The 24,498-nt window shown below is 66.8% G+C and carries 24 protein-coding genes; 17 read left to right on the top strand and 7 right to left on the bottom strand.

What is annotated here, in order from left to right:
• Together ASE31_RS32540 and ASE31_RS10140 are read left to right on the top strand one after the other, a co-directional pair.
• On the top strand, positions 1-185 hold a 185-nt coding region (locus ASE31_RS32540; protein ID WP_235514389.1), incomplete at its 5' end, for a hypothetical protein.
• Positions 186-211: 26 nt separating this feature from the next.
• A complete protein-coding gene (locus ASE31_RS10140; RefSeq protein WP_057201538.1) occupies positions 212-652 on the top strand; it encodes a YciI family protein in 441 nt (146 codons plus the stop codon).
• 24 nt (positions 653-676) lie between these two features.
• Here ASE31_RS10140 and ASE31_RS10145 read toward each other — a convergent pair whose 3' ends face one another.
• Positions 677-1,795, bottom strand: coding sequence for an MBL fold metallo-hydrolase (locus ASE31_RS10145; protein ID WP_057201539.1), 1,119 nt, complete (start codon positions 1,793-1,795; stop codon positions 677-679).
• A 117-nt stretch (positions 1,796-1,912) separates the two neighbouring features.
• On the opposite strand from ASE31_RS10145, the gene ASE31_RS10150 reads away from it, so the two are divergent.
• The 9 genes from ASE31_RS10150 (at position 1,913) to ASE31_RS10190 (ending at position 10,856) form a co-directional block, all read left to right on the top strand.
• Positions 1,913-2,308 carry a MerR family DNA-binding transcriptional regulator gene (locus ASE31_RS10150; RefSeq protein WP_057201540.1) on the top strand — a complete coding sequence of 132 codons (396 nt, stop codon included), beginning with the start codon at positions 1,913-1,915 and terminating at the stop codon, positions 2,306-2,308.
• 54 nt (positions 2,309-2,362) lie between these two features.
• Positions 2,363-2,824, top strand: coding sequence for a PaaI family thioesterase (locus tag ASE31_RS10155; protein WP_057201541.1), 462 nt, complete (start codon positions 2,363-2,365; stop codon positions 2,822-2,824).
• A gap of 47 nt (positions 2,825-2,871) precedes the next feature.
• The gene (locus ASE31_RS10160) at positions 2,872-4,062 is read left to right on the top strand and encodes an isovaleryl-CoA dehydrogenase (RefSeq protein WP_057201542.1); all 1,191 of its coding nucleotides are present in this window, start codon (positions 2,872-2,874) and stop codon (positions 4,060-4,062) included.
• Between the two features lie 39 nt (positions 4,063-4,101).
• On the top strand, positions 4,102-4,761 hold the full coding sequence (gene can, locus ASE31_RS10165) for a carbonate dehydratase (RefSeq protein ID WP_057201543.1): 660 nt from the start codon (positions 4,102-4,104) through the stop codon (positions 4,759-4,761).
• A gap of 35 nt (positions 4,762-4,796) precedes the next feature.
• Positions 4,797-6,599 carry a bifunctional isocitrate dehydrogenase kinase/phosphatase gene (aceK, locus tag ASE31_RS10170; RefSeq protein WP_057201544.1) on the top strand — a complete coding sequence of 601 codons (1,803 nt, stop codon included), beginning with the start codon at positions 4,797-4,799 and terminating at the stop codon, positions 6,597-6,599.
• A 79-nt stretch (positions 6,600-6,678) separates the two neighbouring features.
• On the top strand, positions 6,679-7,863 hold the full coding sequence (locus ASE31_RS10175) for an acetyl-CoA C-acyltransferase (protein WP_057201545.1): 1,185 nt from the start codon (positions 6,679-6,681) through the stop codon (positions 7,861-7,863).
• A gap of 70 nt (positions 7,864-7,933) precedes the next feature.
• Positions 7,934-8,974: a hypothetical protein gene (locus tag ASE31_RS10180; RefSeq protein WP_057201546.1), complete on the top strand. Its 1,041-nt coding sequence runs from the start codon at positions 7,934-7,936 to the stop codon at positions 8,972-8,974.
• Between the two features lie 33 nt (positions 8,975-9,007).
• Entirely contained in the window at positions 9,008-9,676 is a 669-nt protein-coding gene (locus ASE31_RS10185; protein ID WP_057201547.1) for an SDR family oxidoreductase, read from the top strand.
• A 49-nt stretch (positions 9,677-9,725) separates the two neighbouring features.
• The gene (locus tag ASE31_RS10190) at positions 9,726-10,856 is read left to right on the top strand and encodes an acyl-CoA dehydrogenase family protein (protein WP_057201548.1); all 1,131 of its coding nucleotides are present in this window, start codon (positions 9,726-9,728) and stop codon (positions 10,854-10,856) included.
• A gap of 169 nt (positions 10,857-11,025) precedes the next feature.
• Here ASE31_RS10190 and ASE31_RS10195 read toward each other — a convergent pair whose 3' ends face one another.
• The 3 genes from ASE31_RS10195 to ASE31_RS10205 are packed head-to-tail and all read right to left on the bottom strand — an operon-like array spanning position 11,026 to position 15,314.
• On the bottom strand, positions 11,026-12,807 hold the full coding sequence (locus ASE31_RS10195; RefSeq protein ID WP_057201549.1) for a hybrid sensor histidine kinase/response regulator: 1,782 nt from the start codon (positions 12,805-12,807) through the stop codon (positions 11,026-11,028).
• A gap of 15 nt (positions 12,808-12,822) precedes the next feature.
• Positions 12,823-14,649 (bottom strand): hybrid sensor histidine kinase/response regulator, encoded by a 1,827-nt coding sequence (locus tag ASE31_RS10200; protein ID WP_057201550.1) that lies wholly within the window; start codon positions 14,647-14,649, stop codon positions 12,823-12,825.
• Positions 14,649-15,314 (bottom strand): response regulator transcription factor, encoded by a 666-nt coding sequence (locus ASE31_RS10205; protein WP_082604119.1) that lies wholly within the window; start codon positions 15,312-15,314, stop codon positions 14,649-14,651. Before ASE31_RS10205 ends, ASE31_RS10200 begins: the two co-directional genes overlap by 1 nt.
• A 261-nt stretch (positions 15,315-15,575) precedes the next feature.
• Between ASE31_RS10205 and ASE31_RS10210 the strand changes: the two genes are divergently transcribed.
• Complete coding sequence (locus ASE31_RS10210; RefSeq protein WP_235514391.1) at positions 15,576-16,715, top strand: hypothetical protein; 1,140 nt, start codon at positions 15,576-15,578, stop codon at positions 16,713-16,715.
• A gap of 6 nt (positions 16,716-16,721) precedes the next feature.
• Here ASE31_RS10210 and ASE31_RS10215 read toward each other — a convergent pair whose 3' ends face one another.
• The gene (locus ASE31_RS10215; RefSeq protein WP_057201553.1) at positions 16,722-17,201 is read right to left on the bottom strand and encodes a DUF421 domain-containing protein; all 480 of its coding nucleotides are present in this window, start codon (positions 17,199-17,201) and stop codon (positions 16,722-16,724) included.
• 152 nt (positions 17,202-17,353) lie between these two features.
• On the opposite strand from ASE31_RS10215, the gene ASE31_RS10220 reads away from it, so the two are divergent.
• The 4 genes from ASE31_RS10220 to ASE31_RS10235 all read left to right on the top strand — a co-directional run bounded on the left by ASE31_RS10220 (position 17,354) and on the right by ASE31_RS10235 (position 20,799).
• The gene (locus ASE31_RS10220) at positions 17,354-18,058 is read left to right on the top strand and encodes a DUF4197 domain-containing protein (RefSeq protein ID WP_057201554.1); all 705 of its coding nucleotides are present in this window, start codon (positions 17,354-17,356) and stop codon (positions 18,056-18,058) included.
• Positions 18,059-18,247: 189 nt separating this feature from the next.
• A complete protein-coding gene (locus tag ASE31_RS10225; protein WP_057201555.1) occupies positions 18,248-18,661 on the top strand; it encodes a YchJ family protein in 414 nt (137 codons plus the stop codon).
• A gap of 32 nt (positions 18,662-18,693) precedes the next feature.
• Positions 18,694-19,350, top strand: a complete 657-nt coding sequence (locus ASE31_RS10230) for an HAD family phosphatase (protein ID WP_057201556.1) — start codon at positions 18,694-18,696, stop codon at positions 19,348-19,350.
• 72 nt (positions 19,351-19,422) lie between these two features.
• Positions 19,423-20,799, top strand: coding sequence for a patatin-like phospholipase family protein (locus ASE31_RS10235; protein ID WP_200961099.1), 1,377 nt, complete (start codon positions 19,423-19,425; stop codon positions 20,797-20,799).
• Positions 20,800-20,805: 6 nt separating this feature from the next.
• Here the strand turns inward: ASE31_RS10235 and ASE31_RS10240 are convergent, their stop codons facing one another.
• A complete protein-coding gene (locus ASE31_RS10240; RefSeq protein ID WP_057201557.1) occupies positions 20,806-21,474 on the bottom strand; it encodes a glutathione S-transferase family protein in 669 nt (222 codons plus the stop codon).
• A 70-nt stretch (positions 21,475-21,544) separates the two neighbouring features.
• Positions 21,545-22,627, bottom strand: coding sequence for an AraC family transcriptional regulator (locus ASE31_RS10245; RefSeq protein WP_057201558.1), 1,083 nt, complete (start codon positions 22,625-22,627; stop codon positions 21,545-21,547).
• A gap of 142 nt (positions 22,628-22,769) precedes the next feature.
• On the opposite strand from ASE31_RS10245, the gene ASE31_RS10250 reads away from it, so the two are divergent.
• A complete protein-coding gene (locus ASE31_RS10250) occupies positions 22,770-24,488 on the top strand; it encodes an AMP-binding protein (protein ID WP_235514392.1) in 1,719 nt (572 codons plus the stop codon).
• Positions 24,489-24,498: the final 10 nt, after the last annotated feature.

Consider the following 24,498-nt stretch of genomic DNA (forward strand, 5'->3'; position numbering starts at 1 on the left):
CTTATAGCCCCAAACCCCCTCAGTCTCCAAAGGACTGGGGGGTTTTGCGTTTGGGCCGGCGAATCATGGCTGTTGCCGGTGCCGGCATTTCACGCCATGGCGCCATGGCCGTACGAAATTTCACCATTGCTGTCGAAATAGCAGTCCATCATCCGTCGTGCAGAAAGAGCCTTGGTGCGCTCTGACTTTCCCACCCCACGAGGAGATCTCGATGCGATTCATGGTGCTGATCAAGGCCGATGCCAACAGCGAAGCCGGCGTGATGCCCAGCGAACAGCTGATGGCCGAGATGGGCCGTTTCAACGAAGAACTGGTCCAGGCGGGTGTGATGCTGAACGGTGACGGGCTGCACCCCAGTTCGAAGGGCGTCCGTGTGCGCTTTTCCGGCCAGGCACGCCAGGTGATCGATGGCCCTTTTGCGGAAACCAAGGAGCTGATTGCCGGCTTCTGGATCTGGAAGTGCGCCTCGCTGCAGGAGGCCATCGATTGGCTCAAGCGCTGCCCGAATCCGATGCTGGGGGAGTCCGAGATCGAGATCCGGCAGATCTTCGACGCCGAGGACTTCGGCGCCGAATTCACGCCCGAATTGCGCGCACAGGAGGAGCGCCTGCGCATCCAGATCGAGGAGCAACAGCGGCAACAGGACGCCTGACTGACCGGCGCCTTCCCCTCCCTTCTAGGCGACGGCGGCGCTGGCCGTCTCCTGCTGCTGTGCAGCGGCAAGGGACCCTGCCGGTCCGAATCGGTACACCCCTTTGGCGTCCATCACCCGGTCGAAGCGTCCATCAAGCCACAGCAGGTGCAGGTGGGCGAGCGCCTCGCCCAGCGCAAAGGTCATCTGGTGCGGGTCGAGCGGGCGCTTGAACATCACCGGCAGCACGTCGGTGGCCGACAGCGGGCCGGTGCGGCTGGCCTCCAGGATTTCCTGCAAGCGGTCCTGGTGGTGGCTTTGCAGCTGCCCTATGCGCACGTGCATGCCGGTAAAGGGCTTGCCGTGCGAAGGCAGGGTCAGCGTATCCGCTGGCAGGTCCAGGTAGCGCGCAATCGAGCTGAGAAACAGCCGCAGTGGGTCGGCTTCGGGCTCGGCCGCATGCACGCTCACATTGGTGGAGATGCGCGGCAGCACCATGTCGCCGCTGATCAAGACCGACAGCCCGGGGCAGTGCAGCGCGATATGTTCGGGCGCATGGCCATAGCCGCTGATGCAGTTCCAGGTGCGCCCACCGATCTCGATGGCATCGCCGTCCATCATGCGCCGGTAGGTGGTGGGCAGGTCCGGCACCAGCGAGTGGTAGTAGGAACCACGGCCGTGCACATGGCTGAGGAACGCCTCGTCACGCGCACCGTGCGAGGTGTAGAAGTCGGTCCCGGCCTCGCCACTGAATCCGTCGCGGCTGCTTATCGCTGCGCGTGCAGCGTAGTAGTCGGTGGCACTGATCCACAGGCGTGCATTCCAGCGCGCGCACAGCCAGTGCGCCAGGCCGATGTGGTCAGGGTGCATGTGCGTCACGATCACACGCAGCACGGGCAGCCCGTCCAGGCTGGAGGCGAACACGTCCTCCCACTGCGCGCGCGTGAGCGGGTTGTCGATGCAGCAGTCCACCACCGTCCAGCCGTCCACCAGGGTGTTGCCCACGCGCTGGCGGTCGCGCAGCAGCCACAGGTTGATGTGGTCCAGCGCAAACGGCAGCCCCATGCGGATCCAGCGCACCCCTGGTGCCACGTCCATCGCCACCCCGGGTGCGGGAAGGGTGTCGCCCATGGGGTAGGTGATTTGGTGTTCGAGGGGGTTCATGCGGTGCCTGCTTGGGTTAGCATTGACGTTAACGTAAACGTCAGATTCACTGCATTGTAGGGACGGTTCGCGAAGCGACTGTCGCCAGTGCGAAACCTGCATTCTCCCGACTGCCCCATGGCCACCTCCTACACCATCAGTGACCTCGCCAAAGAGTTCGACCTCACCACGCGTGCCATGCGCTTCTACGAAGACATGGGGCTGCTGCAGCCCGAGCGCACCGGCCCGGCCGGGCGCAACCGCATGTACAGCGCGCGCGACCGCACGCGGCTGCGACTGACCCTGCGCGCCAAGCGCCTGGGCCTGTCGCTGACCGAGGCCAAGGAGATCATCGACCTCTACGACAGTCCGCGCGACACGGGCGCGCAACTGCGCAAATTCCTCGAGGTGCTGGGCGTACACCGCAAGCAGTTGGAGGAGCAGTTGGCCGACCTGCAGGCCAACCTGGAAGAGGTGGAAGAGCACGAGCAGGAGGCCCGGGCACTGCTAGACAAGGTGGAGAAGCAAAAATGAGCCATAATTGACGTTTACGTAAACGTCAATCAAATTTCCTTCCAGGAACCTGCCGTGACCAGCCCAGCTTTCGAGGTAAGAAGCCCGCGCTATGCGGACCGCGTGAGAGACAGCTTTGCGCTGCAGGGCGCCATGCAGACGCTGGGTGCGCGCCTGGCCCGCATCGAGCCGGGTGCGGTGGACATCGAGTTCGATTGGGCTGCCAGCCTCACGCAGCAGCACGGTTTCCTGCATGCCGGCATGGTCGCCACAGCGCTCGATTCCGCCTGCGGCTATGCGGGGTTCACCTTGATGGGCGAGGATGCGTCAGTGCTCACCATCGAATTCAAGATCAACCTGCTGGCCCCTGCCCAGGGCGAGCGCTTTCGCATGGAAGGCCGGGTGCTCAAGCCCGGCCGCACCATCACCGTGACCGAAGGGCGCGCCTATGCCCTGGGCGCCCAGGGCGACAAGCTGGTGGCCACCATGGGCTGCACGCTGATGGCCGTGACCGGCCGAGACAACATCCGTAACTGAGACGTTCGTACCCCGAATCCGCATTACTTCCTACCAGGAGACAAACCATGAGCATCCCCGCCAACCTGCCAGGCCTGAACTTCCAGCTGGGCGAAGACATCGACGCGCTGCGCGACGCCGTGCGCGATTTCGCCCAGGCCGAGATCGCCCCGCGCGCCGCCGAGGTGGACAAGAATGACCAGTTCCCCATGGACCTGTGGCGCAAGATGGGCGAACTGGGGGTGCTGGGCATCACCGTGCCCGAGCAGTACGGAGGTGCCGCCATGGGCTACCTGGCGCACATGGTGGCCATGGAGGAGATCTCGCGTGCCAGCGCTTCCGTCGGCCTGTCCTACGGCGCGCACAGCAACCTGTGCGTGAACCAGATCAACCGCAACGGCAGCGAGGCGCAGAAAGCCAAGTACCTGCCCAAGCTGATCAGTGGCGAGCATGTGGGTGCGCTGGCCATGAGCGAGCCGGGCGCCGGCTCCGACGTGATCAGCATGAAGCTCAAGGCCGAGGACAAGGGCGGCTACTACCTGCTCAACGGCAGCAAGATGTGGATCACCAACGGCCCCGACGCCGACACCCTGGTGGTCTATGCCAAGACAGAGCCTGAGCTGGGCGCGCGCGGCGTCACCGCCTTCCTGCTCGAAAAGGGCATGCCCGGCTTCAGCGTGGCGCAAAAGCTCGACAAGCTGGGCATGCGTGGCAGCCACACGGGCGAGCTGGTGTTCAACAACGTCGAGGTGCCCGCCTCGCAGATCCTGGGCGGCCTGAACCAGGGCGCCAAGGTGCTCATGAGCGGGCTGGACTACGAGCGCGCGGTATTGACCGGGGGCCCCCTGGGGATCATGCAATCGGTGATGGACAACGTCATCCCTTACATTCACGACCGCAAGCAGTTCGGCCAGAGCATCGGCGAATTCCAGCTCATTCAGGGCAAGGTGGCCGATATGTACACCGTGCTCCAGGCGGGGCGCTCGTTTGCCTACACCGTGGCCAAGAACCTGGACATGCTGGGGACCGACCATGTGCGCCAGGTCCGCAAGGACTGCGCCAGCGTCATTCTCTGGTGTGCCGAGAAGGCCACCTGGATGGCGGGTGAGGGCGTGCAGATCTTCGGCGGCAACGGTTACATCAACGAGTACCCCCTGGGGCGCCTGTGGCGTGATGCCAAGCTGTACGAGATCGGCGCGGGCACGAGCGAGATCCGCCGCATGCTGATTGGCCGGGAGCTGTTTGCCGAGACCTGCTGAAACGGCAGGCCCATTGACCTTATTGAGAGCCAGAAACCCATGCCCGCATCCATCGAAGACCTGTTTGTCCACAACCGCGCCTGGGCGGCCCAGATGGAGCGTGAGCGCCCTGGCTTCTTCACCGGCCTGCTGGCGCAGCAAAAGCCCAAGTACATGTGGATCGGCTGCTCCGACAGCCGCGTGCCGGCCAACCAGATCACCGGCCTGGAACCCGGCGAGGTCTTCGTGCACCGCAACGTGGCCAACGTGGTGGTGCCTACCGACCTGAACTGCCTGTCCACCATCCAGTACGCGGTCGACCAGTTGCACATCGAGCACCTCATGGTCGTGGGCCATTACGGCTGCGGCGGCGTGCTGGCCGCGCTGGAGGGCACGCGCGTGGGCCTGGCCGACAACTGGATCCGCCACGTGCAGGACGTCCGCGACCGCCACCGTGAGCTGATTGCCGCCACCGCGCCCGAATGGCGCCACGACGTGCTGTGCGAGCTCAACGCCATCGAGCAGGTGGTCAACATCGCGCAGACCACGGTGATGCTCGACGCCTGGGGCCGCGGCGACAAGGTCACCCTGCACGGCTGGTGCTATGGCCTGAAAGACGGGCTCATCAACGACCTGCACATGACCATCGCCGGCACCGAGGGCCTCGACTCGCTGTACAGGGCCGCCATCGCCGGCGTGGCGGCCACCCGGCGGGGCTGAGCCCACAGGCCCCCTGCAGGATCGGTAGGCAGCCCATGTTCCCGCAACGACTCGACGCGCCCCAGGCGTACGACATCGCCAAGGCGATGATGGATGGCTTCAACCGTCACTACCGCCTGTTCCGCACCGAGTCCGCGCGGGCCAAGCACCGTTTCGAGACCGCTGACTGGCACGGCCAGCAGCGCGCCCAGCGCGAGCGCATCGAGTTCTACGACCTGCGCGTCAAGGAGTGCGTGCGCCGGCTCGAAAAGGAATACGACGCCGGCACCCAGCCCATGGACGTCTGGCACCAGGTCAAGCTGCACTACATCGGCCTCTTGGTCAACCACCACCAGCCCGAGCTGGCCGAGACCTTCTTCAACTCGGTGACCTGCAAGATCCTGCACCGCACGCACTTCCACAACGACTTCATCTTCGTGCGGCCCGCGGTCAGCACCGAGTACATCGAGAACGAAGAGCCCGCCGCCCGGCCCACCTACCGCGCCTACTACCCCTCGCGCGAGAGCCTGCACGACACGCTCACCCGCATCATCGACAACTTCCAACTGCAGGGCAGCTTCGCCGACCTGCCGCGCGACACCGGCCATGTGCTGCGCGCCATGCAGGGCCGCCTGGACAAGGTGCGCCTGCGCGCCAATTTCCAGATCCAGGTGCTGGCCAGCCTGTTCTTTCGCAACAAGGGCGCCTACGTGGTGGGCAAGATCATCAACGGCTTCCAGGAAGTGCCGTTCGCCCTGCCCATCCTGCACGACGACGAGGGCCGCCTGTATATCGACGCGGCCCTGTTCGGCGAGGACGATCTGCAGATGCTGTTCAGCTTTGCGCGCGCCTACTTCATGGTGGACATGGAGATCCCGAGCGCCTACGTGCAGTTCCTGCGCAGCCTCATGCCGCGCAAGCCGCGCGCCGAGATCTACAACGCCCTGGGCCTGGCCAAACAGGGCAAGACGCTGTTCTACCGCGACTTCCTCTACCACCTCAAGCATTCGAGCGACCGCTTTCGCATTGCGCCCGGCATCAAGGGCATGGTCATGCTGGTGTTCGACCTGCCATCCTTCCCCTTCGTGTTCAAGCTCATCAAGGACTTCTTTCCGCACCAGAAGGAAACCACGCGCGAGCAGATCAAGGCCAAGTACCTCCTGGTCAAGCAGCACGACCGCGTGGGCCGCATGGCCGATACGCTCGAATACAGTGAGGTGGCCTTTCCCCGCGACCGCTTCGACGACGAGCTGATCGCCGAGATCCAGAAGTTCGCGCCCAGCCAGCTCGAAATCAGCGACCGCGACGGCGATGGCCAGACCGAGGTCATCATCAAGCACCTGTACATCGAGCGGCGCATGATCCCGCTCAACATCTACCTGCAGGAGGCCTTTGACACCGGCCTGTCGGACCCCCGTGCGCGCCAGCAGATGGAGCACAGCGTGATTGAGTACGGCAACGCCATCAAGGACCTGGTGGCCGCCAACATCTTCCCGGGCGACATGCTGTGGAAGAACTTCGGCGTCACGCGCAACGGCAAGGTCGTGTTCTACGACTACGACGAGATCGAATACCTCACCGACTGCCACTTCCGCCGCGTGCCCGCGCCGCGCAACGAAGAGGAAGAAATGAGCGGCGAGATCTGGTACGCCGTGGGTCCGCGCGACGTGTTTCCAGAGACCTTTGGCCCCTTCCTGCTGGGCAACGACGCTGTGCGCGCCGTGTTCATGCAGCACCACAGCGACCTGCTGGACGCCGCCTTCTGGCAGTCGCACAAGGAGCGCATCCAGGCTGGCCATGTGTACGACGTGTTCCCCTACGACATCGACCGCCGCTTCACAGGCGCGCCGCGCGACTGACGGGCCTGCCCGTGCAGCGCGTGGCACCCCACCGCAACCCTAGCGATTCACCCCCCCCCACCTTTCAGGAGACAACACCATGAACCAGGACCCCATCGTCATCGTCGGCGCCGCACGCACCCCCATGGGCTCGTTGCAGGGCGATTTTTCCAGCCTGTCCGCCCATGACCTGGGTGGCGCCGCGATCAAGGCCGCCATGGAGCGCGCCGGTGTCGCGCCCGACGCCGTGGGCGAAGTGCTGTTCGGCAACTGCCTGATGGCCGGCCAGGGCCAGGCGCCTGCGCGCCAGGCGGCGTTCAAGGGCGGCCTGCCCAAAGGCGCGGGCGCGGTCACGCTGTCCAAGATGTGCGGCTCGGGCATGAAGGCCGCGATGATGGCGCACGACATGCTGCTGGCCGGAACGCACGACGTGATGGTGGCCGGCGGCATGGAGAGCATGACCAACGCCCCCTACCTGCTGCAGAAGGGCCGCGGCGGCTACCGCCTGGGCCACGACCGCATCTTCGACCACATGATGCTCGACGGCCTGGAAGACGCCTACGAGGCTGGCCGATCCATGGGCACCTTCGGTGAAGACTGCGCCGCCAAGTACCAGTTCACGCGCGAGCAGCAGGACGCGTTCGCCACCGCCAGTGTGCAGCGCGCCAAGGCGGCCACCGAGTCGGGCGCGTTCGCCGCCGAGATCGTGCCCGTCACCGTCAAGACCCGTGCAGGCGAGACCGTGGTGTCGGTCGACGAAGGTCCGGGCAAGGTCAAGCTCGAAAAGATCGCCAGCCTGAAGCCCGCCTTCAAGAAGGACGGCACCATCACCGCCGCATCGAGCTCCAGCATCAACGACGGCGCCGCTGCGCTGGTGATGATGCGCGAATCCACCGCGAAGAAGCTCGGCTGCAAGCCCATCGCCCGCGTTGTGAGCCATGCCACGCATGCGCAGGAGCCCGAGTGGTTTGCCACCGCCCCCCTGGGCGCCACGCAGAAGGCGCTGGCCAAGGCGGGCTGGGCGGTGGGCGATGTGCAGCTGTGGGAGATCAACGAAGCCTTCGCCGTGGTGCCCATGGCGCTTATGAAGGAGCTCGACCTGCCGCACGACAAGGTCAACGTGAACGGGGGCGCCTGCGCCCTGGGCCACCCCATCGGTGCCAGCGGCGCGCGCATCATGGTCACGCTGATCCATGCGCTCAAGGCGCGCGGCCTCACCAAGGGGCTGGCCACGCTGTGCATCGGTGGCGGCGAGGCCACGGCCATGGCGCTGGAACTGGTCTGATTTCGGCCAGCATATTCGGCCAACAATAGGGCCTTCATCACCACCATCCTCCGCACCGGAGCACGCTGCCATGGAATCCAGCACCGCCGCCATCACCGCCTTCTGGCGCGAGTTCGCCGACACCGAGGCTGCCCTGCATGCCATGCCTTTGCGCGAACGTGTGGAGGAGGGCAATGTGCTGCTGGAGCGGCACCTGGAAGGCCTGGCGCTGGAGATGTCCGGTGGCGACGGGGATGCGGTAGTGGACCTGATCGTCACCGCCCACGGCAGCATCGAATGCTTTCCCCTCCTGATGCAGGTGGTGGCCGCCGCGCCCCGGCTGCAGCACCACACCCTGCGGGCGTTCCGCGAGCGCACGCAGCAGCCGGACTTTCCCATCGGCATGGACGGCTTCGAGCTGTCCACCTCCGAGGTGCTGATCGCCTGCGGCCAGGATGACGGCCAGGCCGCGCTCGAGATCCGCTTCGGCCGCGAGATCCCGCAGGATTTTCAGGACCATGCGCGCAACATGGCCTTCATCATGATCGACCATGTGCTGGGTGAGTACGACTTTGCCGTGAAGGTCGGTGCCGTGGACTTCGTGGAGGAGTCTGCGGACCCCGATGCCGAGTGGACCCCGCTCAGCCTGCTGCCCCCCGTGTTCGACCGCTACTGGAGCGAAACCCTGGGGCGCACCGGCGACTTCCCCAGCGGCGAGCATGTCTGGGGTGGCATGACCCTGGCCTTTGGCGGATCGGACGACGAAGACGCCGGTGAGCCGCAGGACACGGCACTGGTGATGGTCAACCGCAGTGCCAACCCGGTCGCGATGCGCGCCGACCTGGCCTATGCCCTCACGCTGGATATGCCCGTCGGTGACCGCGACGAGCTTCAGGCGGCGCAGGACCTGCACGACCAGGCGGCCACCCTGCTGGAGTTGTCGCAGTTGGGCATCCTGGCCTACACCATGACGCGCAGCGGGCGCCGCAAGGCCGTGTACTACGTGGGCGATGAACAGCTGGCCAAGCAGGCGCTGGCGCCGCTGCTGCTGCGCGATGAGGCCGCCTCGCTGGAAACCACCACGAGCTTCGATCCCGCCTGGTCGGGCTATTTCGAGTTCGCCATCCACTGACCAGCGCTTTCATCTGACAAGGATTCCCATCCCATGGCAACGATTCTCATCATCGGCGCATCGCGCGGCATCGGCCTGGAGTTGGCGCGCCAGTACGTGGAGGCCGGCGACCGCGTGATCGCCACCGCGCGCGACGACGCCGGGCGTGAGCGCCTGCAGGCACTGGGGGCCCAGCCGCTCACGGTGGACGTGGCCAACCCCGCCAGCGTGAGCGGCCTGTCCTGGCTGCTCGACGGCGAGAAGATCGACCTGGCGCTGTACGTGGCGGGCGTGATCCGCAGGCCCAACGCGCTCACGCCGCCCACGCAGCAGGATTTTGACGCCGTCATGCACACCAACGTGCTGGGCGCCATGCAGGCCCTGCCTCAGGTGGCGCCCATGGTGGCCGACGCGCAGGGCGTGTTCGCCTTCGTGTCCAGTTCCATGTCGCAGATCGGCAGCGTGGACGACAGCGACTCCTGGCTCTACCGCACCAGCAAGGCCGCCCTCAACATGGCCGTGGCCTCGGCCCAGCACGACTACCCGGGCGCCACCCTCGTCACCATCGACCCCGGCTGGGTGCAGACCGAGATGGGCGGCGGCGAGGCCCCGCTCACGGTGCAGGAGAGCGTGCGCGGCATGCGTGCCACCCTGGCCAGCGTGACCGGTGCCGACAAGGGGCGCCTGCTGCACCATGACGGCCGGCGTGCTGATCACTGGTAGCCGTGCCCGCCTTTCTTCCTTTCCAACAACAAGTGCTTTCGGAGACCCCATGCTGCTGACCCAAGACCAGGAAATGATCCGCGACGCCGTGCGCGATTTTGCACAGGCCGAACTGTGGCCCCACGCGGGGCGCTGGGACAGGGAGCACCACTTTCCCAAAGAGGCGCACCAGGGCCTGGCCGCGTTAGGTGCCTATGGCATCTGCGTTCCCGAAGAGCTGGGCGGCGCCAACCTCGACTACGTGACCCTGGCCCTGGTGCTCGAAGAGATCGCTGCGGGCGACGGTGGCACCAGCACCGCCATCAGCGTGACCAACTGCCCCGTCAACGCCATCCTCATGCGCTATGGCAATGCGCAGCAGAAGAAGGACTGGCTCACGCCGCTGGCCCAGGGCCGCATGCTGGGCGCCTTCTGCCTGACCGAGCCACATGTGGGGTCCGACGCCTCTGCGTTGCGCACCACTGCCGTGCGCCAGGGCGACGAATACGTGATCAACGGCGTCAAGCAGTTCATCACCAGCGGCAAGAACGGCCATGTGGCCATCGTCATCGCCGTGACCGACAAGGGCGCGGGCAAGAAGGGCATGAGCGCCTTCCTCGTGCCCACCGACAACCCCGGCTACGTGGTGGCGCGCCTGGAAGACAAGCTGGGCCAGCACAGCAGCGACACGGCGCAGATCAACTTCGACAACTGCCGCATCCCGGCCGAGAACCTGATCGGCGCCGAGGGCGAGGGCTACAAGATCGCCCTCGGGGCGCTCGAAGGAGGGCGCATCGGCATCGCCGCGCAGAGCGTGGGCATGGCGCGCAGCGCCTTCGATGCGGCGCTGGCCTATTCTAAGGAGCGCGAGAGCTTTGGCACGGCCATCTTCAACCACCAGGCGGTGGGTTTTCGCCTGGCCGAATGCGCCACGCAGATCGAGGCCGCGCGCCAGCTCATCTGGCATGCCGCCGCGCTGCGCGATGCCGGGCGCCCCTGCCTCAAGGAGGCGGCCATGGCCAAGCTGTTCGCCAGCGAGATGGCCGAGCGCGTCTGCAGCGCCGCCATCCAGACCCTGGGCGGCTATGGCGTGGTGAATGACTTCCCGGTCGAGCGCATCTACCGCGATGTGCGCGTGTGCCAGATCTACGAAGGCACGAGCGACGTGCAGAAGATCATCATCCAACGCGCCCTGGCCTAAGAGGCTGAGAATCTTTCGTCCATGCCCGCCTTGCCCGCCAAAACACCCCGGCTCGTTGTTACAAATGCTCGCCATAGCCCGAGCTATGGCTGTGCTTTGCGCCTAGATCCGAGGCGTTTTGACGCGCACTTCGGACACGGCCAAAAAATTCCCAGCCTCTGAGTCGCGCTCACGCGCCGGTGGGCCGCAGCCACTGCGCCAGCAGGGCGTGCAGCGTGGCGGCGTCGACCGGCTTGCGCAGCACCAGGTAGCCTTGCGCGTCGGCCTCCTGCAACTCGGGCGCATCGAACTCGCCGCTGACCATGGCGCCGTGCGCATCGGGGTATCGCTCCAGCAGGGCTCGCAGCACCTCGAAGCCGCTTTCCCCCGAGCGCAGCCGCTGATCGCACAGAATGGCCTGCGGCGTGAACCCGGCTTCGATGTGGGCGAAGGCCTCGCCCGCGTTGGAGGCCAGGCGCACTTCCACCTCCCAGGTGCCGAGCAGGGCCGACCAAGCTCCCAGTACCTGCGGGTCATCGTCCAGTACCAGGCAGCGCCCCTGCAGCGGGCCGTGGCGCCCTTGCGCGCCCATCGGCGCCAACTGGGCGGACAGCGGCGGCGCCTCGGTGGCAGGCAGCTCGATCCAGAAACACGAGCCCTTTCCGAGCTGGGATTGGAGGCCCTGGCGGGCGCCCATCAGTGCCACGCAGCGTGCCACCACGGCCAGTCCCAGGCCATGCCCGCTGCGGTGCAGCTCCCATGCGTGGTGGGGGCGGTAGAAGGCCTGGTAGATCTGGCCCTGCTCTTCCAGGGCCACCCCCACCCCGGTGTCCCACACCTCGATGCGCCAGTGCTGGCCACGCCGCCGCGCGCCCACCAGCACCCCGCCGTGCGGCGTGTAGCGCAGCGCGTTGTGCACCAAGTTGGCCAGTGACTGGCGCACCAGCGCAGGGTCGGCCAGCACCGTGGCCTCATGGGGCGGCCGGTGCAGGCGAAGTGCCAGGCGCCTGGCCGCCGCTTCCGTGGAGAACTGGGTCTGCAGGTCATCGAACAAGCTGGCCAGTGCTACGGGTGCGGGCCGCAGTTCCACCGCGCCCGACTCGATGCGCGACAGGTCCAGCAAGGCATCGAACATGTGGCTCACCGAGCGCATGCTGAGCCGCCACTGCGTTAGCAGGCCCTCCAGCCGCGGGATGCCCTGGCCATGCAGGGCAATGGCTTCCGCCAGCAGGCCCATCGCATGCACGGGCTGGCGCAGGTCGTGCGCGGCGGTGCTCAGAAAGCGGTTTTTCTCCGCCAGGGCCGTCTCTGCGGCGCGGCTGGCCCGGAGGTAGCGCTCGGCCAGGTCCCGGCTGCGCTCCTCAAGCACGATCTGGCGCACGAAGAAGCGGTGCGCATGGAAGGCACTGCGGTAGATCACCAGGTTCATCACCAGCGTCATGGGCAGGATGAAATACCAGTGTCCCGGAAACGACCAGGGCAAAAGCGCCAGGCTCCAGGCCATGCCGAAGAACAGCGCGCGATAGATGCCCCAGTGAGCGGTCATCTGCGCCGCATTGACGGCTGCGATGCCCATGAGGGTGGTGTGCAGCAGCAGCATGAAGTCATAGGTCGCACCTGTGATGGACAGCGCGACCGACAGGGACAGGGCCCCTCCGTGGCCCAGCGCGAGCCATTGCAAGCGTGGCTGCCAGGTGGCGAGCACCTCCATGGCCTTGCGTTCCGACTGATCCCGCAGGTAGCGGCGATGCAGCCGCCATACGGCCCAAAGGGCCGGCAGGTAAAGCGCACCCCACACGAAAAGCCCCACGGGGTTTCCGCCCAGCCAGGCCAGAAGTCCTCCGAACAGCAGGCCCATGGAGGGCATGGCCATCATGCTCAGGCGCAGGCGGGCAAAGGCGGCACTGAGCAGCTGCAAACGGCCTTCGTCGCTGGGCGTGCTGGTTTCCAACAGGTGCTCTGGCGTGTCCATGCGCAACGGGCTTCGTCAGTGGCTGTACCGGGGCGTCAGCCACTGGGCCAGCACGGCGTGCAGCCGGACCACATCGAGCGGCTTGGACAGCACCAGGTAGCCTTGGTTCTCGGCCTCCTGCAGATCGGGCGAATGCAGTTCGCCGCTGACCATGGCGCCATAGGCGTCGGGGCAGTGCGCCATAAGCGCCCGCAGGATGTCGAAGCCGCTCTCGCCCGAGCGCAGGCGCTGGTCGCACAGGATGGCGCGGGGGCGAAAGCCGCCGTCCACCAGGTCCCAGGCCTCGCTGGCACAGCTGGCAAAGCGGGCGTCGATGCCCCAGGCCTGCAACAGCGCTGACCAGGCTGCGGCCACCTGCGGGTCGTCGTCGATGACCATGCAGGTGCCCGCCAGCGAACTCAGGTCGGGTCGGCCGCTGCCCTCGCCTGCGTCCCATGCCAGGCCTCTGTAGCGTGCCTGCTGGGGGTCGCTCTCGACCAGGGTGGCATGGGGCAGGTGCAGCCAGAACCGAGACCCCTTGCCCAGGCGCGAGACCAGCCCATAGTCCGCACCCATGAGCTTGGCGCAGCGCGCGACGACGGCAAGGCCGAGGCCGTGGCCGTTGTTGTCGATGTTCCAGGCGTTCCGCGGGCGGTAGAAGGGCGAGTAGATGCGCAATTGGTCCTCCAGGGCTACGCCCACACCGGTGTCCCATACCTCGATCTGCCAGCCCCCGCGGCGCGGGCGGGCGGTGAGCAGCACGCCGCCGCGCACGGTGTAGCGCAACGCGTTGTGCACCAGGTTCACGACCGACTGGCGCAGCAGGTCCGCATCGGCCAGCACGGCGGCATGGGGGCGTGGCGGGCGCACGCGCAGCCGCAGCCCACGCGTGCGCGCCTCCTCGCGAAAGAGCGCGAGCACGTCGTCGAAGAGCGCATCCAGCGCCACGGGCCCGGCATGCGCGGTTACATGACCGCTTTCGATGCGCGACAGGTCCAGCAGCGAGTTGAACATCAGGTTCACCGAGCGCACGCTGCGCTGCAGGTCGGCCAGGGGTGCATCCAGGCCTCCATCGCGGTTGCGCCGCGCAATGGCTTCGGCCAGCAGGCCCATGGCGTGCACGGGCTGACGCAGGTCGTGCGCGGCAGTGCTCAGGAAGCGGTTCTTCTCTTCCAGGGCCGCCTGGGCTTCATCACGTGCCGCCAGGTAGCGCGCTGCCATCTGCGCGCCGCGCTCCTCCAGCCGGATCTGCTGCACGAAGAAGCGGTGCGTCGTGTGTGCGTGGCGGTAGATGATCAGGCTGTGCAGCAGCGCCAACGGCAGGATGAAAGGCCAATGGTCCGGAAACACCCAGATCAGCAGGGGCAGCGATGCATTCCAGCCCGCCATGAACAAGCGCATGAACACGCTGAGCACGGGTGTCTGGAGTGTGGCGTTGCCGACGATGATGGCGGCGTTGGTCACCAGCAGCAACAGTGCGAAGTCGTAGCTCGCGTGGCCCGCCACGATGGCCATGGGCGCGGTGATGCCCGCTCCGTGCAGCAAGGCGCATTTTTCGAGCCGGGGCTTCCATTTGCGCACCAATGCCTCGGCATCCAGGCGCTTGCGGTCGCGCAGATGCAGGCGCCGCTGCACGACCATCACCCCGGCAAACAGGGCGTAGAAGCCGCACCATGCCCACATCCAGCGCGCATCGTGCCCTTGCGCATAGAACAGCGTGAGCGTCAGTGCCAGCAGCGGCAGCACGAAGATGCTGGTGAGCAGAAGGCCAAAGGTCATCTGCAGCAGGCGGGCCCGCCCCTCCATGCTGATGGGGGCGTCGTCGGACCACTCGGCCGGTGGCGCTGCCGCAGGCGAGGCCATCAGCCCGCAGATCCCGCCAGAACCAGCCTGCGCCCGCGCAGTTGCGTAATGGCCTCGATGCGGTTGCGCGCGCCCAGGCGCTGCAGGATGGCGGTGATGTGTTCCTTCACCGTGCTCTCCGACAAGGCCAGGTCCAGTGCGATGCGCTTGTTGGGCTGGCCCAGCAGTACCAGGGCGAGGATCTCGCCCTGGCGTGCGGACAAGCCCAGCTCGGCCGGTGTCACAGGCAGCTCGCGGCTGCGCAGCCCGCCGGGCTGCACGCGACCGCCGGGTACAAACCAGGTCAGCCCGCCCAGCAGCGCATGCACGGCCTGGGCAAATGTGCCCGGGCTCTCCTGCTTGTGCACAAAGCCATGTGCTCCGCCTGCGCGGGCGCGTTCGGCCAGGAGCGGGTCGTCATCACCACTCATCACCGCGATGGCGGTGCCGGGGCAACTGGCACGCAGCTGCGCAATGAGGCCCAGGGCCGCTCCTTCCACCAGCCAGAAGTCGATGAGGGCCAGCGCCGGTGCCCCATGCACCGCCACCTGCTGCAGGCAGTCTGCCGCATCGGTGGCCAGCCGCATTTCCATGTCAGGGCGCAGCGAACGCAGAAACTCTGCAACCCCGCGCGCCACCAGGGGATGGTCGTCAAGAATGATGGCGTAGGGGGACGTTGGAGGCATTGGTTGGGGGGAGACCGCTGTGGCAGGCAAATTCTGCCAAGTGTTCCGCAAGATGGGTGCGGCGCAAACCCTACCGGAGTAGGGTTGGCAAAAGCGTGGCTACATCCTGATACCTTGAGGACCTGTTCCCGGGGCACTGCTGGTGATCCGCATCACCAGCCCATTGCACCCGGTGATTGGACACTGGCAGTACACCAACCAGGTGGGGCCAGAGTGCATGCCATGCGCCCAGAGCTCCCACCATCTTGAGAGGAGCTGCCCATGTCTGTTCATTTTCGCGCGCGGCGCGTTGTCCCCGGTTCTTCCCACATGAATGCCCGCGCTGTCTGGCGCTTTGCGCCGCTGGGACTGGCTGCTGTCCTGTTGTGCGCCTGCGGCGGTGGTGGTGGGACCGACAGCCCGGCTGCGCCCGACCCCTCCACTCCAATGCCACCGGGCCCATCCGTACCGCCGCCAGCGCCGGCGCACTACACGGTGGGCGGCACCGTCACCGGCTTGGCCGCTGGCCAGATGCTGGTGTTGCAGAACCAGGGCGCGGACGATTTCACGGTGAGGGCCAACGGCAGCTTCGTGATGGCCGCCAGTTGGCCTGCGGGCAGCAGTTATGCCGTCACCATCAAGACCCATCCCACCGGCCAGCAGTGCTCCGTCTCGCAGGGTGCAGGCACGCTGTCCTCCACTGTTGCCAGCGTACTGGTCGATTGCGTGAATCTGCCTGCAGCAACCTACATGCTGGGCGGTATGGCAAGCGGGCTATCAGCAGGTCAGTCGGTGGTACTGACCAATGGCGGCAGTGAAGACCTGACCGTTTCAGCGGATGGAGGTTTCACCTTCACCAAGGCATTGGTCGATGGTGCGGTGTACGCGATCACCGTGAAGACTGCGCCCGCCGGTTCAGGCTGCGTGGTGCGCAACGGCTTCGGATCGGTGGCTGCCACCAGCGTGGACAGCGTGGCGGTGCGGTGTGCCCCTCTTGCCACCTTGTCCGAAGGCCCATGGGAGCAGGACCAATGCCTGCCCGTGACCGGCGCATCGGCCGGGCTGCGGGATCTGTGGCGCCTCTCACGCTCCGGCAATTCTGTTTCTGTAGGCGCTGGAATGGTGTCTTACCGCAGCCCCCAATGCGATGGCGCTGGCACCGCGTCCTCAGGCCCATTGAACGGCACGTTCTCATTCGAGCAGGAGCGAACCGAGGCCACTGCCGAGCTTGCGGCTTTCTGGGGCAACCGGCGCTACATCGCCACGAGCATGGGGCCGACCAAAATGGTGTTGGTGCGCAAGGCCAACCACCTGTGTCTGCTGGAGGACACGGACACGCCATCGGCCTTCCCCGATGCCGCCAGCCTGGGGCCTGCCGTCACTGCGGCCATTGCGGCCGGCAAGTGCTATACGCCGCGCTGACGCGGTTCAACCGGCACTGTCGCGTTTGCGCAGCACCACGGTGATCTGCCCGTTGGTTTCGATGGTGGCACGCTCCACCTCGTGCAGGTGCAGGCAGCCGCTGGCGCGCAGGGCGGCCTCCAGGTCGTCGGTGGAGAGCAGTTCCTTGTGCATCAGCTCGGTGTGCACCTTGCCCTGGTCCACCAGCACGCGCGGTTTGCCGTCGATCAGGCGCTCCAGCCAGGCGAAGCGGAAGGTCAGGTTGGCCAGCACCACATGGCAGCCCATGAGGGTGCTGGCCGAGATGAGTCCGCCGATGAGCGAGTTGTCGCCCGCGTTCATCGAGTTCTGCACGGCGTTGGACAGGATCAGCAGCAGCACCAGGTCGAACGGCGCGTACTGCCCCGTCTGGCGCTTGCCCGTGAGCCGCAGGAAGACCAGCAGGAACACGTAGACCAGGACGCCGCGCAGCACAAACTCCCACCAGGGCACGCTCATTTCCCACATGGTTCGACTCCTCGGGCGGTGATATTCATGCGTGCCAGTCTACGGCGCGCGAGTGTCGGCGAAAATCGGACACCATCGCGCTTTCACGCAGGCCGGCAGGCCGAGATGGAAGCCCTGTTTTTGTCAATCGTGTTTGATCAGAGAGGCCACGCATGCTGCGTCGCGAATTCCACCACGCTGGCGTGGGCGCCCTGGGCGCCTGGCTGCTGGCCACCGCCGGTCATGCCCAGGCCCTGTCGTTGGGCGATCTGTCGGCCGCCGATGCTTCGGGCGGCCTGAAGGCGGCCCTTTCGCAGGGCGTGCAGGCCGCCATCGCCTCCCTGGGCCGGCCCGATGGCTTCATGGGCAACCCGCGCGTGCGCATCGGGCTGCCGGGCACCCTGGACGATGCCGCCAAGGTCATGAAATCCCTGGGCCAGGGGCGGCGCATCGACGAGCTGGTTACCTCCATCAACCGCGCTGCCGAGGCTGCCGTGCCACTGGGCCAGGACCTGCTGGTGCAGGCCGTCAAGAATATCAGCGTGACCGACGCGAGGAACATCCTGACCGGTGGCGAAACCTCGGTGACGGCCTTTTTTGCCGAGAAGACGCGCACTGCGCTGGGCGAGCGCTTCCTGCCCGTGGTGAACCAGGCCACCGAGAAGGTCGGCCTCACGCAGAAGTACAACGCCTTCGCCGGCAAGGCCGCCAGCTTCGGCCTGCTCAAGGCCGAGGACGCCAACCTGGCCCAATACGTCACTGGGCGCACGCTCGATGGCCTGTACCTCATGATCGGTGAGGAGGAGCGCCGCATTCGCCAGAACCCGGCGGCCGCCGGCAGCGTCCTGGCCAAGAAGGTTTTCGGCGCAATGAAATGAAGCACCCCCTGAGTCGCTGCGCGACTTCACCCCTCTCGCATTGCTGCGCAATGCGGGAGGGGGACGCCCCCAGCGCAAGCGCTGGATACGCCGCCTTCGCGGCGGGGCGGCCCTTGCGCGAGGGCACTGGCCTTGGCCGCGCCAGGTTCAGGGCGGCGCGACCAATAGTTGTTATGGCAATCTAAACCCATGGTATCCCCTGAACCCACCATCGCCTGCTCCTGCGGCCAGACCAACGCGCGCCAGCAACCCCTGGCCTATGCCGCATGCTGCGGCCGCTATGTCGACCATTTCGACACCGCGCCTGCGCCCGATGCGCCCAGCCTCATGCGCTCGCGCTACAGCGCCTTCGTGCTCGAACGGGCAGACTACCTGCAGGCCACCTGGCACCCGCGCACCCGGCCTTCCCAACTGGACTTCGATCCCGGCGCACGCTGGCTGGGCCTCACGGTGCGCAGCCAGCGCAGCACGGGCGAGGACATGGCCGAAGTCGAGTTCGTCGCACGCTACCGCGTGGGCGGCCGCGCCGTGCGCCTGCACGAGACCAGCCGCTTCGTGCGCGAGGACGGGCGCTGGTTCTATGTCGATGGCGACCAGCAATGACCCACTCCTTTCTTTTTTGTGAGCCTTGATCCATGACCTTCGAAGCCATCCTGTTCGACTGCGACGGCGTGCTCGTCGACAGCGAGCACATCACCAACGGCGTGCTGCGCACCATGCTCAACGAAGCGGGCTGGGCCATCACGCACGAAGAGTGCATGGACTATTTCATCGGCCGCACGGTGCGCAGCGCCACTGCCCGCATCGAGGCCGAGACCGGCCGGCCGCTGACCGACGAGTGGATGGCATCCTTCTATGCCCGCCGCAATGCCGAGCTGGACCAGCACCTCGTGGCCATCGAGCACATCCACCCCACCATCGAGCGCGTGCACGCCCACCACGGCGGGCGCATCGCTTGCGCCTCGGGGGCCGACCGCTTCAAGGTGGAGATGCAGCTGGTCAAGGTGGGGCTCATGCCGTACTTCGAGGGGCGTATCTTCAGCGGCCACGAGGTTCCCCACACCAAGCCGGCACCCGATGTGTACCTGGCCGCGGCCGCCGCGCTGCAGGCCGATCCGGCGCGTTGCGCCGTGGTGGAAGACACGACCATCGGCGTGACGGCCGGCGTCGCGGCGGGCGCCACCGTGTTTGCCTATGCGCCGCTGGGCATTGGCGACGATGCCCTGCGTGCGGCCGGTGCGTCGCAGGTGTTCCGCAGCATGGCTGAGCTGCCGGCGCTGCTGGGCTGCTGAAGGTCCGTTACGATCCGGGAAAAGGGAGAACGCATGCGCTCTGCAAGCCTGGGAGAGAGAACGCAACGGTGGATGCGTCGCGGCGCGCTGCTGGCTGCCATGGGGATGCTGTCGGCATGCTCATCGGTACGCCCCTGGGTCAATGAGCCCATGCCGCTGCAGGAGCAGGCGGTCACGCAGCGCCCGTCCCAGCGCGATCCAAGCATCCTGGTCGCAGTCACCCTCTCGGGCGGCGGTGCGCGCGCGGCGGCCTTCGGTTTCGGCGTACTCACCGAGATGCAGAACACGGTGTTCGAGTGGAACGGTCGGCGCACCACGCTGCTCGACGCGACCGATGTGGTCAGCGGCGTCTCGGGCGGCAGCATCGTGGCCGCCTACTATGCGGCGCATGGCATCGAGGGGCTGCCGCGCTTCGAGCATGAGTTCCTGCGCCAGAACTTCCAGAACAGCCTGATCACCCAGGCCCTGCGCCCTGGCAACCTGGTGGACCTGACTTCGCCCTGGCTCGGCCGCACCCACCTGCTGGCGCGGCGGCTCGACGAGCTCTATGCCGGCAAGACCTTTGGCGACGTGGAAAGGCGCCCTCGCCACCCGCAGCTGTTCATCACCGCCACCGACATGTCGCTGGGCACGGGTTTCGAGTTCACCTGGGACCAGTTCGCGCTGATCTGCTCGGACCTGCGCACCGTGCCGCTGTCCTTCGCGGTGGCCGCCTCGTCGGCCGTGCCGCTGCTGCTCAGCCCGATGACGCTGAAGAACCATGCGGACCAGTGCGCCACCCGCCCCGCAGGGAGCCACCTGGCGCGCGCCAATGCAGGGGACTATCGTTCGCGGCTGTACCGGGTCAACGAGCAGAGCTACCTCGATGCCAGGCGCAAGCCCTACATCCACCTGGTGGATGGTGGGTTGTCTGACAATCTTGGCGTGCAGCGCCTGCTTGACCGCGCGCTGGCCGGCGGCGGCCTGCGCGAGAGCTTCAGCGAGGTGGGCATCCCGCCGGGCAGCATCCGCAAGCTGGTGCTGATCACGGTAAACGCCGAGCGCGACCCCTCGTTCAACATCGACACCAGCGACAAGGTGCCCGACATGCTGCAGGTGGTGGATTCCCTTCTGTTCGGCACCGGCTCGCGCGCCACACGCGAGACGCAGGAATACCTGCGCGACATCACCGAGCAGTGGCGCAAGACCCTGGCCGTGAGTCCGCACAGCGGCGGCGACGTGTTCGCGCCGAACGCCGAGATCCACGTGGTGTCGGTCAATTTGCGCGACTCGCCCGACGACGTGGCGCGCCCGCGCCTGCTGCAGATCCCCACGGCGTTTTCCATCGAGCAGCACGAGGTCACGGACCTGATCGAGGCCGGTGGCAGTGTGCTCCGGCACTCGCCCGAGTTCCGGGCGCTGGTGAAATCGCTGCCGGTGTACCAAGCACCCCAAGGGGCGCCGCAGTAGCCTGACTCAGGGTCTTGTGTCCGGAGCGGGTGTGGTCGGCACGTCCTGCTCCTCTGCCGCTTCGAGCTGCGCCGCCATGGCGCGCTGGTAGCCGGGGCGCTGCTGCAGGCGGTGCCAGTACATCAGCGTGCGCTCGCCGAACTCGGGCGACAGGCCCAGGTGCTCGGCCAGCAGCAGCGCATAGCCCACCGAGACATCGGCGGCGGTGAAGCGGCCGGCGCAAAGGTACTCGCCATGGGCGAGGGCGGTTTCCACCGCGCGCAGGCGGGCCAGGAACCAGCGGCGGTAGTCCTCGACCACCTGGGGCTGCTGGCGTGCCTTGGGCTCGAAGCGACCGTAGCGCAGCACCAGGGTCTGGGGAAAGGTCAGCGTCGCCTCGCCCATGTGCAGCCAGTTGAGGTAGGCACCGTAGGCCGGGTCCACGGCACGCACGTCCAGCCCGGCATCGGGGTGGGCGGCAGCCAGGTACTGGCAGATGGCGGCCGATTCGGTCATGCGCACGGCGTCCTGCACGAACAGGGGCACGGTGCCCAGGGGGTTGAGCTCCAGGAAGCTGCGCGCCTTCAGCCGTGGAGGAAAGGGCAGCATGTGCAGCGAGTACGGCAGCTGCAGCTCCTCGAGCATCCACAGGGGACGGAACGAGCGTGCGCTGACGCAGTGGTACAGGTGGATCATCGGCATTGGGGTTCAGTGTAGTGCGCGGCCATGGCCGCAGGGTTCCCCACGCTGCCAGTGCGGTTGCAGATCATGCCGCCGTCCGGGCCAGGCGGCGGTACTCGGCCGGCGAATGCCCGGTCCATCCCTTGAAGGCGCGGATGAAGCTTTTCTCGTTGACGAAACCCGCCGCCTCGGCCACCTGCTTGATGGGCCGGTCGCTGCGGTGCAGAATTTCCATGGCGCGGTTCTGGCGCACCTCGTCCTTGAGGCCCTGCAGGGTGGCGCCTTCCTCCTTGAGCTGGCGGTGCAGCGTGCGCGGTGATACGTGCAGCAGGTGCGCCAGCGATTCGGCGCTGTGCGAGGCCAGTGCCTGGCCTGGGTGGCCCTGCACGGGGGCTCCCAGCAACTGGCGCACGCGGGCTACCAGTAGCCGGTCGCGCCGGTACTGCAGCACCGTGAGCGGCAGCGCATGCTGCAGCATCTGGCGCAGCGCGGCCTCGTCGCGCCGCAGGGGCAGGCTGAGGTAGCGGGCGTCGAAGTGGATGGCGGTCTGCGGGGCGCTGAAGCGCACCGGTCCCCCGGGGAACAGCACGCCATACGCCTCGGCATGCGGCGGCGCGGCAAAGGCGAACTCGGCCGCCAGCAGCGGCACGCGCGAGTCCACCATCCAGCAGCCCAGGCCCAGTGCGTTGCGCAGCACCGAGACCAGGCAGAACTCGCGCAGGGAGCCCAGGTCGCGGTTCTCCTCGATGGAGAGTGTGGATGTGGTGTCGGCTTGCGTGAGGCGCAGGGTGATGTCGTCCGCCAGCAGACCATGGTGGCGGCACCAGCGCTTGAGCGCCACGCCCAGGTCGGGCGAGCTGATGGAGGCGCGTGCCAGCATGCCGTAGCTGCCCCAGGGCAGGCGCCGGCCGAACCAGCCCAGGGCCTCGTCGTCGAGCTCGCGCATGGCTGCGCCCGAGATCTCCTCCATCTGCCAGGCGGTGATGCGGGCGCCTTCGTCGAACAGCAGGCCGGGCGCAATCTGTGCCTGGGCCAGCGCCCAGGCGGGGCTCATGCCGCGGCGCCTGTAAGCGAGTGCAATCGCCTGCACAAAGGCAATCGGGGTGGCCGCAGGGGCGGCCTTGGGGGCGGGAAGCCCGCTGGAGGCGACGGGGGCAGGGGATTTCACGGGGTACAGTGTGCATGAGTCGTGGCACGATTTGCAACCTTTGTGTCCACCACGGGCCGTGGTGGGCTTCTATGCTTGGGGTGACATTGCCCATGCCGCGCGGGCAAGCGATACGCAAGGAGACAAGACAATGGGTGCAGCCATGCCTTCCGCCACCACCCCACTGGCCACCAGCCTGGCCCGTGGCGCCACCGACGTGCCGCTGATCGAGCAGACGCTGGGCGATTTCTTCGACGCCATGGTGGCCCGCCAGCCCGAGCGCGAGGCGCTGGTCAGCGTGCACCAGCAGCGGCGCTACACCTACCGCAGCCTGCAGGCCGAGGCGCGCCGCCTGGCCAGTGCCCTGCTGGGCCTGGGCTTGGTGCCGGGCGACCGTGTGGGCATCTGGTCGCACAACAATGCCGAGTGGGTGCTGATGCAGTTGGCCACGGCGCAGGTGGGCCTGGTGCTGGTGAACATCAACCCGGCTTACCGCACCTCCGAGGTGGAGTACGCGCTCAACAAGGTCGGCTGCCGGTTGCTGGTGAGCATGGCGCGCTTCAAGACCAGCGACTACCTGGGCATGCTGCGCGAACTGGCGCCCGAGTGGCAGCGCCAGGAGCCGGGCCGCCTGGGCGCGGTGAAGCTGCCGCACTTGAACACCGTGGTGTGGATCGACGAGGCCGGGCAGGGCGCCGACGAGCCGGGCCTGCTGCGCTTTTCGGACCTGCTGGCGCGCGGCGGTGTGGCCGATGTGCGCGTGGCCGAGGTGGCCGCCGGCCTCCAGGCCACCGACCCCATCAACATCCAGTTCACCAGCGGCACCACGGGTTTCCCCAAGGGTGCCACGCTCACGCACCGCAACATCCTGAACAACGGCTTCTTCATCGGCGAGTGCATGCGCCTCACCCCTGAAGACCGGCTGTGCATCCCCGTGCCGCTGTACCACTGCTTCGGCATGGTGCTGGGCAACCTGGCCTGCTTCACGCACGGCGCGACCATCGTCTACCCCAACGACGGGTTCGATCCGCTCACCGTGCTGCAGACCGTGCAGGACGAGCGTTGCACCGGCCTGCACGGCGTGCCCACCATGTTCATTGCCGAGCTGGACCACCCGCGCTTTGCCGAGTTCGACCTGTCCACTCTGCGCACCGGCATCATGGCCGGCTCACCCTGCCCGACGGAGGTGATGAAGCGCGTGGTCGAGCAGATGCACCTGTCCGAGATCACCATTGCCTACGGCATGACCGAGACCAGCCCCGTGAGCTGCCAGAGCAGCACCGAGACGGCACTGGAAAAGCGCGTCTCCACCGTGGGCCAGGTGCAGCCGCACCTGGAGGTGAAGATAGTGAATCCCGATACGGGCGAAGTCGTGCCCGTGGGCGAGCGCGGCGAGCTGTGCACGCGCGGCTATTCGGTGATGCACGGCTACTGGGGCGACGAGGCCAAGACCCGCGAGGCCATTGACGCCGAGGGCTGGATGCACACCGGCGACCTGGCCACCATGGATGCCGAGGGCTACGTGAACATCGTCGGCCGCATCAAGGACATGGTGATCCGCGGCGGCGAGAACATCTACCCGCGCGAGATCGAGGAGTTTCTCTACCGCCACCCACAGGTGCAGGACGTGCAGGTGGTGGGCGTGCCCGACGCGAAGTACGGCGAGGAGCTGTGTGCCTGGATCGTGGTCAAGCCCGGCCAGGAGCTGACCGAGGAGGCCGTGCGCGCCTTCTGCAAAGGCCAGATCGCGCACTACAAGGTGCCGCGCTACATCCGCTTCGTCACGGGCTTTCCGATGACGGTCACGGGCAAGATCCAGAAATTCAAGATCCGCGACGAAATGAAGGACCAGCTGGGGCTGGCCGAAGAAAAGACTGCTTGAAAGATCCGCT

Origin of the sequence: Acidovorax sp. Root217, assembly GCF_001428645.1 — a bacterium.
In the GTDB taxonomy this organism is placed as follows: Bacteria; Pseudomonadota; Gammaproteobacteria; order Burkholderiales; family Burkholderiaceae_C; genus Acidovorax.

What these genes read in the sequence shown, in the direction of transcription:
- ASE31_RS10200 (WP_057201550.1), bottom strand. Translation starts at nt 14,649, where the DNA reads ATGGCCTCGCCTGCGGCAGCGCCACCGGCCGAGTGGTCCGACGACGCC.
- ASE31_RS10230 (WP_057201556.1), top strand. Translation starts at nt 18,694, where the DNA reads ATGACCTTCGAAGCCATCCTGTTCGACTGCGACGGCGTGCTCGTCGAC.
- ASE31_RS10205 (WP_082604119.1), bottom strand. Translation starts at nt 15,314, where the DNA reads ATGCCTCCAACGTCCCCCTACGCCATCATTCTTGACGACCATCCCCTG.
- ASE31_RS10180 (WP_057201546.1), top strand. Translation starts at nt 7,934, where the DNA reads ATGGAATCCAGCACCGCCGCCATCACCGCCTTCTGGCGCGAGTTCGCC.
- ASE31_RS10175 (WP_057201545.1), top strand. Translation starts at nt 6,679, where the DNA reads ATGAACCAGGACCCCATCGTCATCGTCGGCGCCGCACGCACCCCCATG.
- aceK (WP_057201544.1), top strand. Translation starts at nt 4,797, where the DNA reads ATGTTCCCGCAACGACTCGACGCGCCCCAGGCGTACGACATCGCCAAG.
- ASE31_RS10190 (WP_057201548.1), top strand. Translation starts at nt 9,726, where the DNA reads ATGCTGCTGACCCAAGACCAGGAAATGATCCGCGACGCCGTGCGCGAT.
- ASE31_RS10225 (WP_057201555.1), top strand. Translation starts at nt 18,248, where the DNA reads ATGGTATCCCCTGAACCCACCATCGCCTGCTCCTGCGGCCAGACCAAC.
- ASE31_RS10250 (WP_235514392.1), top strand. Translation starts at nt 22,770, where the DNA reads ATGCCTTCCGCCACCACCCCACTGGCCACCAGCCTGGCCCGTGGCGCC.
- ASE31_RS10220 (WP_057201554.1), top strand. Translation starts at nt 17,354, where the DNA reads ATGCTGCGTCGCGAATTCCACCACGCTGGCGTGGGCGCCCTGGGCGCC.
- ASE31_RS10160 (WP_057201542.1), top strand. Translation starts at nt 2,872, where the DNA reads ATGAGCATCCCCGCCAACCTGCCAGGCCTGAACTTCCAGCTGGGCGAA.
- ASE31_RS10145 (WP_057201539.1), bottom strand. Translation starts at nt 1,795, where the DNA reads ATGAACCCCCTCGAACACCAAATCACCTACCCCATGGGCGACACCCTT.
- ASE31_RS10185 (WP_057201547.1), top strand. Translation starts at nt 9,008, where the DNA reads ATGGCAACGATTCTCATCATCGGCGCATCGCGCGGCATCGGCCTGGAG.
- ASE31_RS10195 (WP_057201549.1), bottom strand. Translation starts at nt 12,807, where the DNA reads ATGGACACGCCAGAGCACCTGTTGGAAACCAGCACGCCCAGCGACGAA.
- ASE31_RS10210 (WP_235514391.1), top strand. Translation starts at nt 15,576, where the DNA reads ATGTCTGTTCATTTTCGCGCGCGGCGCGTTGTCCCCGGTTCTTCCCAC.
- ASE31_RS10235 (WP_200961099.1), top strand. Translation starts at nt 19,423, where the DNA reads ATGCGTCGCGGCGCGCTGCTGGCTGCCATGGGGATGCTGTCGGCATGC.
- ASE31_RS10240 (WP_057201557.1), bottom strand. Translation starts at nt 21,474, where the DNA reads ATGATCCACCTGTACCACTGCGTCAGCGCACGCTCGTTCCGTCCCCTG.
- ASE31_RS10150 (WP_057201540.1), top strand. Translation starts at nt 1,913, where the DNA reads ATGGCCACCTCCTACACCATCAGTGACCTCGCCAAAGAGTTCGACCTC.
- can (WP_057201543.1), top strand. Translation starts at nt 4,102, where the DNA reads ATGCCCGCATCCATCGAAGACCTGTTTGTCCACAACCGCGCCTGGGCG.
- ASE31_RS10140 (WP_057201538.1), top strand. Translation starts at nt 212, where the DNA reads ATGCGATTCATGGTGCTGATCAAGGCCGATGCCAACAGCGAAGCCGGC.
- ASE31_RS10215 (WP_057201553.1), bottom strand. Translation starts at nt 17,201, where the DNA reads ATGTGGGAAATGAGCGTGCCCTGGTGGGAGTTTGTGCTGCGCGGCGTC.